This is a genomic window from Micromonospora sp. NPDC005197, assembly GCF_040608295.1.
GTDB lineage: Bacteria > Actinomycetota > Actinomycetes > Mycobacteriales > Micromonosporaceae > Micromonospora.
The window spans coordinates 41,071-56,778 of record NZ_JBEXHY010000030.1; the positions used below are offsets into that span (position 1 = coordinate 41,071).

The 15,708-nt window shown below is 69.4% G+C and carries 9 protein-coding genes; 1 reads left to right on the top strand and 8 read right to left on the bottom strand.

The window, feature by feature from the left end; translation table 11 throughout:
• Positions 1–28: 28 nt before the first annotated feature.
• The 8 genes from ABZU46_RS13455 to ABZU46_RS13490 form a co-directional block, all read right to left on the bottom strand.
• Entirely contained in the window at positions 29–1,708 is a 1,680-nt protein-coding gene (locus tag ABZU46_RS13455) for a ricin-type beta-trefoil lectin domain protein (protein ID WP_354857234.1), read from the bottom strand.
• A 216-nt stretch (positions 1,709–1,924) separates the two neighbouring features.
• Positions 1,925–3,295 (bottom strand): RICIN domain-containing protein, encoded by a 1,371-nt coding sequence (locus tag ABZU46_RS13460; RefSeq protein ID WP_354857237.1) that lies wholly within the window; start codon positions 3,293–3,295, stop codon positions 1,925–1,927.
• A gap of 170 nt (positions 3,296–3,465) precedes the next feature.
• A complete protein-coding gene (locus ABZU46_RS13465; protein WP_354857240.1) occupies positions 3,466–5,862 on the bottom strand; it encodes an RICIN domain-containing protein in 2,397 nt (798 codons plus the stop codon).
• A 106-nt stretch (positions 5,863–5,968) separates the two neighbouring features.
• Positions 5,969–6,820, bottom strand: coding sequence for a sugar phosphate isomerase/epimerase family protein (locus tag ABZU46_RS13470; RefSeq protein ID WP_354857241.1), 852 nt, complete (start codon positions 6,818–6,820; stop codon positions 5,969–5,971).
• A 7-nt stretch (positions 6,821–6,827) separates the two neighbouring features.
• Complete coding sequence (locus ABZU46_RS13475; protein ID WP_354857243.1) at positions 6,828–8,012, bottom strand: substrate-binding domain-containing protein; 1,185 nt, start codon at positions 8,010–8,012, stop codon at positions 6,828–6,830.
• A 10-nt stretch (positions 8,013–8,022) separates the two neighbouring features.
• Complete coding sequence (locus ABZU46_RS13480) at positions 8,023–9,000, bottom strand: ABC transporter permease (RefSeq protein ID WP_354857244.1); 978 nt, start codon at positions 8,998–9,000, stop codon at positions 8,023–8,025.
• A 2-nt stretch (positions 9,001–9,002) separates the two neighbouring features.
• Positions 9,003–9,977, bottom strand: coding sequence for an ABC transporter permease (locus tag ABZU46_RS13485; protein WP_354857246.1), 975 nt, complete (start codon positions 9,975–9,977; stop codon positions 9,003–9,005).
• A 55-nt stretch (positions 9,978–10,032) separates the two neighbouring features.
• The gene (locus ABZU46_RS13490) at positions 10,033–11,544 is read right to left on the bottom strand and encodes a sugar ABC transporter ATP-binding protein (RefSeq protein WP_354857248.1); all 1,512 of its coding nucleotides are present in this window, start codon (positions 11,542–11,544) and stop codon (positions 10,033–10,035) included.
• 523 nt (positions 11,545–12,067) lie between these two features.
• On the opposite strand from ABZU46_RS13490, the gene ABZU46_RS13495 reads away from it, so the two are divergent.
• A complete protein-coding gene (locus ABZU46_RS13495; protein ID WP_354857251.1) occupies positions 12,068–15,619 on the top strand; it encodes a ThuA domain-containing protein in 3,552 nt (1,183 codons plus the stop codon).
• Positions 15,620–15,708 lie beyond the last annotated feature (89 nt).

Here is a 15,708-nt window from a genome sequence, read left to right on the forward strand (position 1 = left end):
CCCCGGCCCGGACCTGTCGGTACTGCCGTCAGCGCTGGGTCCAGCGTTGGTTGGCGGCCCCGGTGCAGGACCAGAGGAGCACCGTGGTGCCGTTGGCGGTCCCGTTGTTGTTGACGTCGAGGCACAGGCCGGACTGCGCCCCGCTGATCGTGCCGTTCGCGTTGAGGGTCCACCGCTGGTTGGCCCCGCCGTTGCAGTCCCAGATCTGGACCTTGCTGCCCGCCGTGGCGTTGGTGGGCGCGTCCAGGCACTTGCCGAGCGACTGGAGGGTCTGCCCGTTGGCCGTCCAGCGCTGGTTGGCGGCCCCGTTGCAGTCCCAGATCACCGGCTGGGTGCCATTGGTGGTGTTGCTCTGCGGGATGTCCAGGCAGCGGCCCGAGGCGACGCTGGCCAGCGCGAAGGAGGTGGTCGACGGCGGGGGCGTCGACGGCGGCGGCGTCGTCGGCGGCGGGGTGCTGGTGCCGCCGCCGCTGACCCGGTACACCACAGTGCCGTGCGCCGGGACGCTGGCCGAGATGCTGCCGGTGCTGGTGGTGGTGGCGTTGCTCCAGGCGTCCACCAGGGTGAAGGAGCTGCCGGACTTGCCGACGGCGGCGGCCGTGGTGGAGATCGTCGTCGTCGAGCCGCCCTGGTTGAACAGGGCGACGGCGACGTCACCGTTGGCCAGCCGCTTGGCGAGCACGCGGCGGGTGCCGTCGAACGAGACCTGGCTGGCCTGCAACCCGAGTGAGTCCTGGTTGATGGCGATCAGGTTGCCGTTCTTGAGGATGGTCTGCGTCGCCGAGTTCATGCTGCGCACGTCGTTGCCGGCGATCAGCGGCGACGCCATGACGGCCCACATCGCGAAGTGGCTGCGCATCTCGGTGTCGTTCATGCCGCCCCGGCCGACCTCCATCATGTCCGGGTCGGTGAACGCACCCGGTCGCGCGTAGGGCGCCAGGGGGACGTTGACGTTGATGATGTTCTGGATGCCCATCGGGTAGCCGTTGGTCTGCCCGGTGTCCCACGCGTTGGTGATGTCCTCGGTGGTCCGCCAGATGTTCGCCACGTCGCCCCAGTTGCGCTGCGGACCGGTCTTGGCGTGGATGCTGTTGGGGTTGATGCTGTAGACGATCGGCCGGCCGGTCGCGGCCAGCGCGTCACGCATCTTCGCGAACGTGGTGACCTGATCGTTGATGCTGCCGTTGGGGGAGCACCAGTCGTACTTGAGGTAGTCGACGCCCCAGGCGGCGAACTGCCGGGCGTCCTGCGCCTCGTGGCCCTGACTGCCGGTCGCGCCCGGGTAGCTGTTGAAGTACTGGGCGCAGGTCTTGTCGACCGGCACCTGGTAGAGGCCGAACTTCAGCCCTCGGGCGTGCAGGTAGTCGCCGAGCGCCTTCATCCCGCTGGGGAAGCGGGTCGGGTCGCCCTGGAGGTTGCCGGAGCTGTCGCGGTTCGGGTTGAACCAGCAGTCGTCGACCACGACGTACTGGTAGCCCAGATCGCGCATGCCGTTGCTGACCATCGCATCGGCCGTCTGCCGGATCAGCCCCTCGTTGATGTTGCAACCGAACGAGTTCCAACTGTTCCACCCCATCGGGGGTGTCCGGGCGACGCCGTTCTCCAGTGCCTGGGCCACCGGGGCGCGCAGGCCCACGAGGACGGCGGCCAGGAGCAGCCCGGCCGCCGCTGCCCGCCCCCAGTGCCGGGCTCGGACGATTCGCTTCATGCGGGAGCATCCTTTCGTGATGCCGTCCTTCAAGGGACAGCCGCCCGGATGAGGCGGGCATCATAAATGTCTACGCGCCCACTGTTAGCGTTAACAGCAGACGCCGGCCATATTACGGAGCCGTTTCGTCGAATTCAACTACTTCCATGTTTCGACGTGCCGCCCGTCGACGTCCAGGCGTCGACGCGACAGTGTCGCGGTCGCCGAGCGGGACCGCTAGAACTGCGCGAAGAACCGCCACACCTCGCCCTTGGTCCAGGTCGTGATGCCGCTCTCGGCGTACGTGCCGTCCACCGGCCCCGGCATGTGGCCGTTGTCGAACGCCGCCCACTGCACCGGATATCCGGCCCGGCACCCGGAGTAGGCGGTGGTGATGTGCGTACGGCTGCCCGAGGCCGGCTCCCGCGGGCTCTGCGCGGCGCAGCCGTTGGTGCGGACGAACGTGTCCCGCAACGACCGCCCCGAGGAGATGGGAAGCACCGAGTCGGTGATGCCGTGCAGACCGAAGTACGCGATGGGCTGGGTGCCGCCGCTGCACCCGCTGAGCTGGGCGCCGCTGAACACCGCCACCGCCCGGAACACGTTCGCCCGCGCACACGCCAGCGCGTAGCTCATGCCACCGCCGTAGCTGAAACCGAGCGCGAAACGCTGCGCCGTGTTGACGCAGAGGTCGCCCTCGATCAACCGGATCATGTCGTCGACGAAGGTGATGTCCTCGCCGCCGGAGTTGGCCCAGCCGTTGCCGAGGCCCTGCGGCGCGACGAGGATCGCCGTGTTGTTCGACTGCTCCTGCTGCCCGTAGTAGGACCACGGCGTCCCACTCGTGCCGCCCGAGTTGACCTCGGCCGCGGTGCCGCCCCGCCAGTGGAACGCGAAGATCAACCGATAGCGGGTGCTGCTGGAGTAGGTGGCGGGAAGCCGCAGGATGAAGCTGCGGCTCTTGCCGTTGCTCTGGATCGTGTGGGTGCCGTTGGCCAGCGTGGGGCTCTTGCCGCATCCTCCACCGGTCCCGGTGTCACCCGACACCTTGGCCAGCTGCCACTGCTGGTTGGCGCCGTTGAGGTCGGCGTACTGAACGACGTTGGCGCCATCGGCGGTCGAGGCGCCCTGGACCTCCACGGCCTTGCCGCTCTGCCGACCGATCAACCGGACGTTTCCGGCGTCGGAGTCGGCCAGCCGGAACTGTTGGTTGGCCGCGTTGTTGTCGGTCCACTGCACGATCGCCGCCCCGTCGGCGGTCGACGCGCCGCTGACGTCGAGGACCTTGCCGGAGAGGCGCGACTTCAACCGGTAGAAACCGCCGCCGGAATCCACGAACTGCCACTGCTGGTTGCTGCCGTTGTTGCGCGTCCACTGGGTGATCCGCGCGCCGTCGTTGGTGGCCTGGCCGTACACGTCCAACGCCTTGCCGCTGGTGCGGTTGACCAGGACGTACCAGGCGTTGGTGTCCACCGTCGCCGCCGCCGCGGGCGCCGCGTTCACCCCGACGAGGGTGCCGGCGGCGAGCAGGGTCGCCGCCACCGCGGCCAGCCCCGACCGCCAGCGCTTCGGTGGGGCGGCGGGATGAAGCGCACCGTTGGTTTCCATGAATTCACTCCCATGCTGGGGTACGCCCCTGGGGCGGGCGTGACCTGTTTCGGGTTAGCGTTAACACTTCTGCTGGTCGATGACCGGCAGCAATGACGGGCCCCGATCTATCGGCGGCCTGCCGCCGGGGCGCCCCGGCCGGGGTGCGGCCGGCCGGGGCGAACCAGATGTCAGCTACGCAGCTGCCACTGCTGGTTGGTGCCGCCGTTGCACGCCCAGAGGATGAGCTTCGTGCCGTTCGCCGTCGCGGCGCCGTTGGCGTCCAGGCAGAGACCCGACTGCGCGCCGGTGATCGTGCCGTTGGCGTTGACGTTCCACTGCTGGTTGGCCTGGCCGTTGCAGTCCCAGATCACCACGGCGGTGCCGTTGGTGGTGCCCTGACCCGAGGCGTCCAGGCACTTGGTGCCGTACACCATGAGCTGCCGGCTCGCGGTGTGGGTCCACCGCTGGTTGGCGGCGCCGCTGATGCAGTCCCAGAGCTGGGCCTGTGTCCCGTTGGTGGTGCTGGAGTTGCCGATCTCGGCGCAGCGACCCGACTGGACGCCGACGAGCTGCACGTTCTGCGGGTTGGTGCTGCCGCCGCTCTGCACGCCGGCAGCGTTGATCACCGTCTGCGCGCCGGACGGCCAACTGCCGTTCGAGACCGTGACGTTGCCGTTGACGACGTTGCCGCGGTCGCCGTTGGTCACGTTCGTGCTGCCGTTGGTCGACCAGTTGTTGGTGACCGTGAAGTTGCCCATGTTCTCGGCGTAGTAGTAGTTGGCGGTGGCCCAGGTGCCGGTGGAGGAGAACACGTTGTTGCGGGCGGTGTAGTAGCGCGAGCCCTCGTCGAAGTAGAGCCCGAACCAGCCGTTGGTCCGCAGGCAGTAGTTCTCGTTGATGGTCCCGCCCTGGTTCGCCGACAGCGTGTAGATGCAGCCGCCGTCGGTCATCTGCTGCATCACGTCGTGGATGTAGTTGCCGATGACCTGGTTGTTGGCGGCGGTGGTCGCCGTGGAGTAGCGGGGCTGGTAGTTGTAGAGACCCCGGTTGGCGTAGTGGTTGCTGCCGCCGGCGTCGTTGGCGCCCCAGCCGTACCCGACCGAGAGGCCGGTGTACGGCATGTTGTAGACCTCGTTGTGCGAGACCAGCGCGGTGTTCACGTAGGTGGTCAGGATCGAGACCACGCCGCGGTACTCCAGGCCGAGGTCGTGCACCCGGTTGTTGCTGATGGTGATGTTCCGGTTGACCATCCGCTGGTCGCTGGGGTGGTGGGCGTCGGCGCGCACGCCGCCGACCACGATGCCGCCGGCCGAGTTGCGGGCGATCTCGGAACGGGTGACAGTGATGTTGCTGGCGCCCAGGCCGACGCCGCTGGCGTGGGCGTTGGCGTCGTTGCCGATACCGATGGCCGTCTGCCCCAGGTTGACGAACTGGGAGTCGCTGAAGGCGATGGTGTTGGCCGCCGAGACCTGCACGGCGGCCGGCATCTGGGCCCAGCTCGGGCGGGTGGCCTCGAACAGCGGGCAACCCTCCTGGCAGGAGGTCAACGCGTCGGACGGGCGGGCCCAGGTGCCGACGATGTGCGCCCCGGTCTGCTGGTCGGCGAAACCGTTGCTGCTGCTCGGGCCGAGCCAGCTGGTGCCGGTGAAGGTGATCCCGCTGAACGAGATGTGGTGCGCGGGCGCGTCGTAGGTGCCGCCGACGTTGACCAGGGACTGCAGCTGCGGCAGCTCCACGCTGACGGAGCTCATGCTCTGCCCGGCCAGCGGGATGTAGTTGAGCTGGCCGCTGCCGGGGTTGAGATACCACTCGCCCGGCGAGTCGAGGAACTCGTACGCGTTGGCCAGGTAGAACGGGCCGGCCCGGTGCGGGCGGGACAGGGTGTCGAAGCCGAACGTGTTGTTGTTCCAGGCCGGCTGCTGCATGGTCAGGAAGTTGCCGCTGATGCTCTGCACCGGCGAGTACCGGTCGGTGAACGAGCCGACGCTCTCCACCTCGACCCGGTTCTGGTTGCCGAGGTTGTTGAGGTAGTTCAGCGCGCTGTTGCTGAACCGCATGCCCGACGTGGTGAAGGTGAAGTCGGCGCGATTCACGGCCGTCCGCGCCCGGGTGGCGACGGCGCCGTTGACGTAGAGCTGGCGGCTGTCGAGCCCGGCGGGGACGCTGGCCCGCCAGATGTTCTTTCCGGAGTCGACGAGCGACCACCCGGTGACCGCCCGCGCGCCGCTGATCGTCGGGCGGGCCGAGGCCGCCGCCCGCCAGATCACCTGGTAGCTGTTGGTGCCGGAGTCGGCGGCGGTCAGCCGCATCGGCGAGGTCAGCCGGTACACGCCGTCGGCCAGTTCCACGACGATGTCGCCGGACATGGAGCTGTTGAGCGTCCGTACCGCTGCCTGCGCGCCGGCCAGCGAACACGGCTGGCTGGCGGAGCAGGTGCTGCCGCTGCCGGACGGGGACGCGTAGAGGGTGGTGGTCGCCGCGGAGGCCGGTGTGGCCGAGGCGGTCACGGCGACCAGAGCGGTCAGTGCCGCCGTGGCGGCGCCGGCGAAGAGCCTGCGCGCCACGGAGATGGATGAGAGGGACACGGGACGGTCTCCTGTGGTGGTGGGGGTGGGGGACGCCTCGACGAGGCGGGCTCGGAGGGTGGCGGGTGGTGGTTAGCGCTAACAACGTGGGCGTGCCGACGCCAGGTCAGGCGACGACCTTCCGTAGGTGGTGCAGGCCGTCGACGGCGAGGCGGTCCTGGGAGGGGGCCAGGGGCCGCCAGATCGACGCCGCGGTGGCGATTGTCGCGTTGTCTGCCGTGAACGACTCGATGCAGACCGCGCCCCGGTAACCGGTGCCCCGCAGGACGGAGAAGAAGCGGGGCCAGTCAAAGTGATCCGCGCCGGGCGCGCCCCGGTCGGTGCCGCTGACCTGGACGTGCTTGATGTGCGGACCGGCCAGCGCGAGGGCGGCGTAGGGGTCGGCCTCCTCGATGTTCATGTGATACGTGTCGATCATGATGCCGACGCTCGGGGGCAGGCCGTCGATCAGCTCGATCGTCTGCTCGACGGTGTTGACCACGCTCGTCTCGTAGCGGTTCAGCGCCTCGACGCCGATGCTCACGCCGCACTCGCCGGCCCGGTCGGCGACCGGCGCGAGAGCCCGCCGGAAGTCGGCGTAGCAGGCCGCCCGGGCCGCCGCCGACATCCGCCAGGTGCGGCCGACCGCCGCGTACACCGGGCCGCCGACGCAGGGCGCGCCGACCGCCGCCGCGCTCGCCACACACCCCATGAGGTACGCGACGGTCGACTCGACGACGGCCGGCGTGGCATCCACCAGGTCCCGCCCGGGCGGGGTCACCGCGCAGACCCCGGCCGCGACGAGGCCGTGCGCGGCCAGCAGGTCCCGCGTGCGGACCGGATCCCAGTCGCCGGGCTGCTCGATCGGCAGTTCGACCGCGTCGAACCCGAAGGAGGCGATCCGCGGGATCAGCCGGGCGAGGGCCTCGTCGTCGACCGGCGAGGCCCACACCCAGGGGTTGACGCCGATGGCGTACACCGCGAACCTACTTCCAGCGCTGCGGATAGCCGGGCAGGTCGCGGCAGCCGCACATCGCGTAGTGCAGCGGCGGCATGCTCGCGTCGAGGTACTGGTCCAGGTTGTCCTGGGTGATCGTGGGCTGCGGCAGCTTCCACGGGTTGGAGACCTGGGTTCCGTCGAGAATGCTCAGCGCGGCGATGATCGGCGTCCGCCACTGGTACGTCGGGTAGGTCGGCGCGATGGCGGTGAGCTTCTTGTCCTTCCACAGCTTCAGGAAGTCGAGCTGGTCCTCGCCGTTCATCGGCGGTACGGGCTTGCCAGCGTCCTGGAACGCCTCGACCGCCGCCACGGCTACCGCTCCGGCGTCCATCCAGACCCCGTCGATCGTGCCGTACCGCTGGATGTAGTCGTTCACGATCTTCTTGGTCTTGGCCGGGTCGCCGTCGGTGAACTCGACCCCGACGACGTCGACCTTCGCCTTGTCCAGCGCGATCTTCGCGGCGGACCAGCGGGTCTCCAGCACGTCGACGCCCGGCAGGATGCGCAGGGCCAGCAGCTTGCCGCCCGGCTTCATCTTCTGGCTGACGAACTCCGCGCCCACGTGGCCGAAGCCGTAGCCGCCCACCGGGTTGATGAAGGTCACCGGGCAGGTGGTGTTGACCCCCCGGTCGAAGACGACCACCGGAAGGCCCGCCTGGCAGGCGGCCTCGACGGCCGGGGTGAGCGTGGCGGTGGTGTTCGGCGAGACGATGAGGGCGTCGCACTTCTTGCCGAGCAGATCGTTGATGTCGGCGATCTGCTTCTGGTCCTTGCCCTCGGCGTCGACGTGCACGAACTCGCTGATCCGGCTCCGCTGCGCCTCGACCTCGGCCTGCATGGTCTTGAACCCGACCTGCCGCCAGGGGTTGTTCAGCGCCGCGTTGGAGAAGCAGATCTTGTGCTTGCCGGGCTTCTTGAACTTCGCGGTGTCCACCATCTTCGGGTTGAGCACCTGCTCCCACGGCTTGTCGGCCGGGCCCGTCGGGGCGGCGTCGAGCAGGGCCAGCTCATTGTCGTAGTCGGCCTGCACGAAGAACTTGGACTGCTCCCCGGTCCCCGACCCGGCCGCCGCGGAGGCGGTGCCCGAGGGTGACGCCGTCGGCTCGTCGGTGGCGCATCCCGCGAGCACCAGGACACTCGCCGCGGCCAGGGCGGTCATGGTTCGTCTCATCGAATCACCTTTATCTGGAGGAGGAGGAACGCAGGGACGAGACCGCCACGGCGAGCAGGATGATCACGCCCTGGACGGTCGATCTGAGGGCACCGGAGACGCCGGTGAAGTTCATCAGCGCGAAGAGCGTCTCGAGGGTCAGGGCACCGAGCATCGCCCCGACGACCGAGCCGCGGCCGCCGCCGAGGGCGACCCCACCCAGCACGACCGCGGTGATCGCGCCGAACTCCAGCCCGACGCCGGCCTGGAACGACACACCGCTGTACCCGCCCAGGAGGATCGCCGCGACCGCCGCCGCGAGGCCGCTGAGCATGAACGCGATCGTCTTGGTACGCGCGACCCGTACGCCGCTCAGCTCGGCGGTGCGCGGATTGTCGCCGACGGCGACCAGCGTACGACCGAAGTCGGAGCGCGTCAGCACGACGGCGATCGCGGCGACGACCACCAGGACGAGCAGCGCGTACGGGATCCGGCCCAGCAGCGGCACGTCCTCTATGGACCGTCGGCCGAAGCGGCGGAACTCCTCGGAGAGCCCGCCCTTCGGAGCGCCGTCGGACCACAGGTACACGGCGCCGACGAGGATCAGGAACATGCCGAGGGTGGTGATGAAGGACGGCACCCGCAGCACCGTCGTGACCAGACCGTTGACCAGCCCGACGAGCGCGCCGCCGGCGAGCAGCAGCAGGACCACCGGCCAGGTGCGCGACGGATCGCTGTCGATGAGCCGGGCGGCGACGACGACCTGCGCCGTGACCAGGGAGCCGACCGAGAGGTCGAACTCTCCGCAGACGATCACGAAGTACTGACCGGCGGCGAGCAGGATGATCGGCGCGGAGCGCCCGAGGAACGACATCAGCGACGACGGCGCGAGGAAGTCGGGCTGGACGAACGCGACGAGGATCAGCAGAACCGCCAGGAGCGCGACGATCGGCGCGATCCCGTCGGTGCGGATCCGCAGTGGCAGCGGACGACGTTCGGCGACCCGCATGGTCAGGACCCCGCCTTTCGCATGGCCCGTCGGGCGTAGACGGCGACCGCGGCGATGATGATCACGCCGCGGATCACCTGCTTGAAGAACGCGTCGACCTCGAGTTGGTTGAACACCGCGTCGATGCTGGCGAGCAGCAGCACGCCGCCGACCGTGCCGAGCACTCCCCCGCGCCCGCCCGCGAGGGCGGTGCCGCCGAGGACCACCGCGGCGATCGACTCCAGGTCGTACAGCCCCTCGGTGCCCACCCGTGGGGCGCCGGAGCCGAGTCGGCTGGCCAGGTAGACGCCGGCCAGGCCAGCGCAGAGGGAGCACAGCACGTGGGCGGTGATGAGGACCCGGTCGTTGCGGACGCCGGAGAGCCGGGCGACCTCCGGATCGCCGCCGACGGCGACGAGGTGATGGCCGAAGCGGGTACGCGCCAGCGCGAACCAGGCCACCGCGGTCACGGCGAGCAGCAGCAGGAAGGACACCGGGACCGGCCCGATCCGCTGGTACCCCAGAGTCCGCACGAGAGCCGGGGCGCTCTCGCCGGCCGGGCCGTCATAGCCGTTGTCGAGATAGCCCTTGAGCAGCAACCCGACGCCGAGGGTCGCGATGAACGCGTTGATCCGCAGCTTGGTGACGAGCACACCGTTGAGCAGCCCGATCGCGGCGCTGACCGCGAGCGCCAGCCCGATCGCCGGAAGCAACGCGCCGTCGCTGCCGTTCATCGCCTCGGCCGCCACGAGGGTGCTCAGGCTGATCACGAACGCCACCGAGAGGTCGAGCGAACCGCCGAGGATGACCAGGGTCTGCCCGACGGCGACGAGCCCGAGGCCGGCCGCGACGTGCAGCAGACTCACCGTCGTCGACTGGTTGAAGAGCTGGCCGCCGTCGAGCATGACGACCAGCCAGCCGATGACCAGGGTGAGGGCCAGGGCCACGAACACGCCCGGTACGGCACGTCGAGCCGGACGAAGCGACAGGGCGGTCACAGAGCGATCTCCATTCGCGACTGCGGGGCTCGCACACCCGGCTCACTCCTCGCGCTCACGCGGCGGCCTCCCGGACGGCGCCGACCGCGAGGGCGACGACGTCCTCCTCGGTCGCGCCGGCGGGCAGCTCGCCCGCGATCCGGCCGTCCCGCAGGACGACGATCCGGTCGCTCATGCCGAGCAGCTCCGGTAACTCCGACGAGATCATCAGGACGGCCGCGCCGTCAGTCGCGAGGCGGCGGACGAGATCATGGATGGCCGACTTCGCGCCCACGTCGATGCCCCGGGTCGGCTCGTCGAAGAGCAGGATCCGTGGTGTCAGCGCGAGCCATCGGGCCAGGACGACCTTCTGCTGGTTGCCGCCGGAGAGGAAGCGGATCTCCTGGTCGTCACCGGCGGCACGGACCTCCACGGCGTCGAGCAGCTCACGCACGCGTGCGGTCCGGGCGGCGCGACCGGACCGTGCCGCGAACACGGCCCGGCTGGCGAGCAGCGCGTTGTCCAGCACCGACTGCCGGGCCACGATGCCCTCACCCTTGCGGTCCTCGGTGACGTACGCGATGCCCGCCCGCATCGCGGCACGCGGCGAGCGCAGCCGCACCGGCTCGCCGTCGAGCTCGACGTCGCCGGTCGTGAACGGGGCCACCCCGAAGAGCGCACGGGCCAGCGCCGATCGTCCGGAACCCTGCAGGCCGCCGACGCCGAGCACCTCGCCGGAGCGCAACTCGAGGTCCACCCCCCGCAGCTTCCGGTTGCCCCCGCCGCGGACGGTGAGTCGCACCGGCCCGCGGTCGCCGGGGTCGGCCCGCGGCGGGTAGTAGCTGGACAGCTCGCGGCCGACCATGTGTCGCACCAGCTCGTCCGTGTTGGTCCGCTCGGTGTCCACGGTGGTCACCCGGCGGCCGTCCTTGAGGACCGTGATCCGGCTGGACAGGTCGAAGACCTCGGTGAGCCGGTGCGAGACGTACAGCAGGCCGATGCCGCGTTCCTGGAGCCGGCGGACCAGCCCGTAGAGCAGCTCGACCTCCTGGTCTGCAAGCGCCGCGGTCGGCTCGTCCATGATGAGCAGCCGCGCGTCCAGGGCGAGCGCCTTGGCGATCTCGACGACCTGTTGCTGGGCGACGCCGAGCCGCCCCACCCGGGAGTCGGCTGGCAGCGCGGTCTCCCCGATCGAGGTGAGCAGGCGCCGGGTGCGGTCGAGCATCTCGCGGCGGTCGACCAGCCCGCGCCGGACCGGCTCGTGGCCCAGATAGACGTTCTCCGCGACGGTGCGCTCGGGCAGCAGGTTGAACTCCTGGTGGATGATGCCGACGCCGGCCCGCTGCGCGTCGCGGGGGCCGTGGAACGCGCGCGGCTCGCCGGCGAACTCCACGGTGCCCTCGTCCGGGGCGTACCCACCAGAAATGATCTTCATGAGCGTCGACTTTCCGGCGCCGTTCTCACCGACGACCGCATGCACCTCGCCCGGCGCCACGTCAAGGTCGACACCGTCGAGGACGCGCACGCCGAGGAAGGACTTGCCGATGCCCCGCAGGGCCAGCAGCGGTGCCGGTGGTGGGTCTGACATCCCGATAGCCCTTACAGATAGTAGTCATCGACGAGGTCGGCACAGCGGCCGGTAGGCCGTTCGATGCGCTGAGCGACGCACTTTCGCAGGCTGCTGCAGAACTTGCGTTTTTATGGTGCAAACATTTCCTTGACATCGAGGAAACATCACACGTATGAAGATAGATGTTTGGATGCGGGTCCGCAATCCTCGATCTGCGGCGACTGCCAGGCCCGGCACTCGATCGGCTCGACTGCCGGCTCAGGCGGCTCAGACCCGACCACTCCTACTCGGAGGTAACATCAGACGCTCGACGTTACATTGACACCTATCAGTGGATAGCCCATCCTGACCTCGCAGACCAGGGACGCACACACAGCCCACGTCACGCTGTGTGACGTCCTGCGGGGCTGACTGCCGTTTCGGCGGACGGCACGACGACCGCGACCAGCACATTCGTGGCCCACGCGCGCCCAGGCACAACCTGACGCGCGCCGGACCCGTGCGCGCAAACGGAGTTGCCCGCCCAGACCTAGGAGACGGCATGCGTCGCCCCACAATGATCATAGGAATGATCGTCGGCCTGTTACTGGCCCTCGGCCTGGCCCCGCCGGCGTCGGCCGCCCCGGCCTTCCGCGCCCTGTTGTTCACCAAGACCGTCGGCTACCGGCACGACTCGATCCCGGCCGGAATCTCCATGTTCCAGCAGCAGGCGGCCGCGAACAACTTCGAGCTGGTGGCGACCGAGGACGCGAGTGTCTTCACGCCCGCCAACCTCGCCACCTTCGACGTCATCATCATGTTCCAGACCTCCGGCATGGTCTGGACCTCGGCAGCCCAGCGCCAGGCCGTGGAGGGTTACCTGGCCAGCGGCAAGGGCATCGTGGGCATCCACAACGCCCTGGACATGGGCATCGAGGGTGAGTACCCCTGGTGGGACCAGACCCTCAACGGCGGCGCCCACATGCCCGAGCACTCCCCCGGCGTGCTCCCCGGCACCGCCATCGTCGCCGACAAGCAGCACCCGTCGACGGTCGGCCTGCCGGACCGCTGGAACCGCAGCGAGGAGTGGTACAACTTCGACTCCAACCCGCGTGGCAACGTGCACGTCCTGGTGACCGCCGACGAGCGCACGTACAACCCGGGCTCCCGGGCCATGGGCCCGGACCACCCGATCTCGTGGTGTCGCAACGCCGGTGGCGGCCGGGTGTGGGCCACCGCGATGGGCCACGCGATCGAGTCGTACAGCGAGACGAACTTCCGCAACCACGTCCTCGGTGGCGTCAAGTGGGCCGCCGGCAACCAGCCCGGGGACTGCGGCGGCACCGTCTGGAGCAACTTCGAGAAGCGCACCCTGGACGACAACACCGCCGACCCGATGGCGCTGGCGGTGCTGCCCGACGGCCGCGTGCTCTACGTCCAGCGCGGCGGACAGGTCAAGCTCTTCAAGCCGAGCACGAACAGCACCGTCACCGCCGCCACGCTGAGCGTCTACACCGGCGGTGAGGACGGCCTCACCGGCGTCGCGCTGGATCCGGCATTCGCCAGCAACGGGTACGTGTACGTCTACCATTCGCCGGCGAGCAGCACGACCGACGTCAACCGGGTCTCCCGCTACACGCTCACCGGTGACACCCTGAACCTGGCCAGCGAGGCCCGGATCATCGACATCCCGGCGACCCGCGACCGGACCTTCGCCGAGCCCGGCCACACCGGCGGCTACATCGAGTTCGGCCCGGACGGCAACCTCTACATCGGCACCGGCGACGACACCCCGCCCAACCTCGACCCCAACTGGCAGGGCTACGCCCCGCTGGACTGGCGGTCGGGCAAGGCCAACCTGGACGCCGCCCGATCCGCCGGCAACACCAACGACCTGCGCGGCAAGCTGCTGCGCATCCGGCCGTCGGCCAGCGGTGGCTACACCATCCCGACGGGCAACCTCTACCCCCAGGGCACGGCGCAGACCCGACCCGAGGTCTACGCCATGGGCTTCCGCAACCCGTTCCGCTTCTCGATCGACCCATCCACCGGCTGGGTCTACCTGGCCGACTACGGCCCCGACCGCAACCCTCCGACGACCAACCGGGGCCCCGAGGGGCTCGTCGAGCTCAACGTGATCAAGGCCGCCGGCAACTACGGCTGGCCCTTCTGCCACGGCGACAACCAGCCGTACGCGCCGTTCAACCCGGACACCGGCGTCGTCGGGGCGAAGTTCAACTGCAACGCCCCGGTCAACAACTCGCCCAACAACACCGGCCTGGTCAACCTCAAGCCGATCGTCGCGCCCAACATGTGGTACGGCTACCCCGCCTCGACGACCTTCCCGGAGCTGGGCTCCGGCGGGTCGGCGCCGATGGGTGGGCCGGTCTACCGCTACAACGCGGCGAACCCCTCGGCGACGAAGTTCCCGGCCTACTACGACGGCGTGCACTTCTTCTACGAGTGGTCGCGCAACTACATCAAGGAGACGCACTTCGACTCGTCGACGGCGGTCACCCGGACCAACTCGTTCATGCCCGGCGGCAACTTCAACAAGCCGATGGACATGGAGTTCGGCCCGGACGGCTCGCTGTACCTGCTGGAGTGGGGCTCCAACTTCGGCGGCGGCAACAACGACTCCGGGCTCTACCGCATCGACTACATCCAGGGTGGACGCTCACCGATCGCGAAGGCCGTCGGCACGCCCACCAGCGGTAGCGCCCCGCTGACCGTCCAGTTCAGCAGCGCCGGCACGGCGGACCCGGACGCCGGTAACACCCTCAGCTACCAGTGGACCTTCGGTGACGGCGGCACGTCCACGGCAGCCAACCCGGCACACACCTACACCACCAACGGCAACTACACCGCGCAGCTGAAGGTCACCGACAACACCGGCAAGACCGGCTTCGCCAATGTGCAGATCACCGTCGGCAACACCGCCCCGGTCGTCACCATCACGGTGCCGCCCAACGGCGGCATGCTGAACTTCGGCGACAAGGTCTCGTACACGGTCAGTGTCTCCGACCCCGGCGGCGCGGCCATCGACTGCACCAAGGTGTTCGTCAACCCGGCACTCGGTCACGACGACCACGCGCACGAGACCACCGAGTACCCGGGCTGTTCGGGCACCATCTCCACCGACCTGCTCGGTGGGCACCCCGAGGGCGCGAACCTGTACTACGTGCTCAACGCCCGCTACACCGACAACGGTGGCTCGGGTGGCGCGGCGCCGCTGACCGGCTACGCCCAGGCGATCCTGCAACCCAAGCACAAGCAGGCCGAGTACTTCAGCAGCCAGTCCGGCGTGCGGATCGTCGACCAGGCCGCCGCGGAGAGCGGCAAGCGCGTCGGTGACATCTCCAACAACGACTGGGTGGCGTTCAACCCGATGAGCCTGTCGGGCATCAGCACCGTCAGCTACCGGCTGTCGTCACCGAGCGGTGGGGGTTCCATCGAGCTGCGGGCCGACTCGCCGACCGGCACGCTGCTGGCCACCACGACGGTGCCCAGCACCGGCGGCTGGGACAACTACCAGTCCACGCCGGCGGTGAGCGTCGCGGCCCTGTCCGGGACGCACACGCTCTACATGGTGTTCAAGGGCAGCTCGTCCAACTGGTTCGACCTCGACGCGTTCACCTTCGGTGGCAACGGCGTGGGGGTCCCCGGCACCGACGGCGGAGGGATCGCCGGCCGCACCTGGACCCTCACGGCGCAGCACAGCGGCAAGCTGATGGACGTCAGTGGCAACTCCACCGCCGACGGCGCCCAGGTCGTGCAGTGGGCGGCCACCGGCGGTAACAACCAGAGGTGGCAGGCGGTGGACGCTGGTGGCGGCGCCGTCTACCTCAAGGCGGTGCACAGCGGCAAGTGCCTGGACGTCACCGGCGGGTCCACCGCACAGGGCGCCTTCCTGCAACACAGCACCTGCACCAACGCCAACCAGCAGAAGTTCACCGTGACGGCGACCGGCACCGCCGGGATCTACACGGTCAAGAGCGCGCTGAGCGGGCTCTGCCTGGACGTCAACGGCGCCTCGACGGCCGACGGGGCCCGGCTGCTGCAGTGGGGCTGCCACAGCGCCACCAACCAGCAGTGGCGGTTCAGCGCGGTCTAACGACCGGACGGTAGGTAGCTGCGACAGGGCGCCGGCCCCACGGAACACACACACCAGTGGCCGCCCCACCCCGACAACAGAGTCTGCGG

Bases quoted from the DNA above. Each gene is read 5' to 3' on its own strand.
- ABZU46_RS13455 (WP_354857234.1), bottom strand. From the start codon at position 1,708: ATGAAGCGAATCGTCCGAGCCCGGCACTGGGGGCGGGCAGCGGCGGCC.
- ABZU46_RS13460 (WP_354857237.1), bottom strand. From the start codon at position 3,295: ATGGAAACCAACGGTGCGCTTCATCCCGCCGCCCCACCGAAGCGCTGG.
- ABZU46_RS13475 (WP_354857243.1), bottom strand. From the start codon at position 8,012: ATGAGACGAACCATGACCGCCCTGGCCGCGGCGAGTGTCCTGGTGCTC.
- ABZU46_RS13480 (WP_354857244.1), bottom strand. From the start codon at position 9,000: ATGCGGGTCGCCGAACGTCGTCCGCTGCCACTGCGGATCCGCACCGAC.
- ABZU46_RS13490 (WP_354857248.1), bottom strand. From the start codon at position 11,544: ATGTCAGACCCACCACCGGCACCGCTGCTGGCCCTGCGGGGCATCGGC.
- ABZU46_RS13495 (WP_354857251.1), top strand. From the start codon at position 12,068: ATGCGTCGCCCCACAATGATCATAGGAATGATCGTCGGCCTGTTACTG.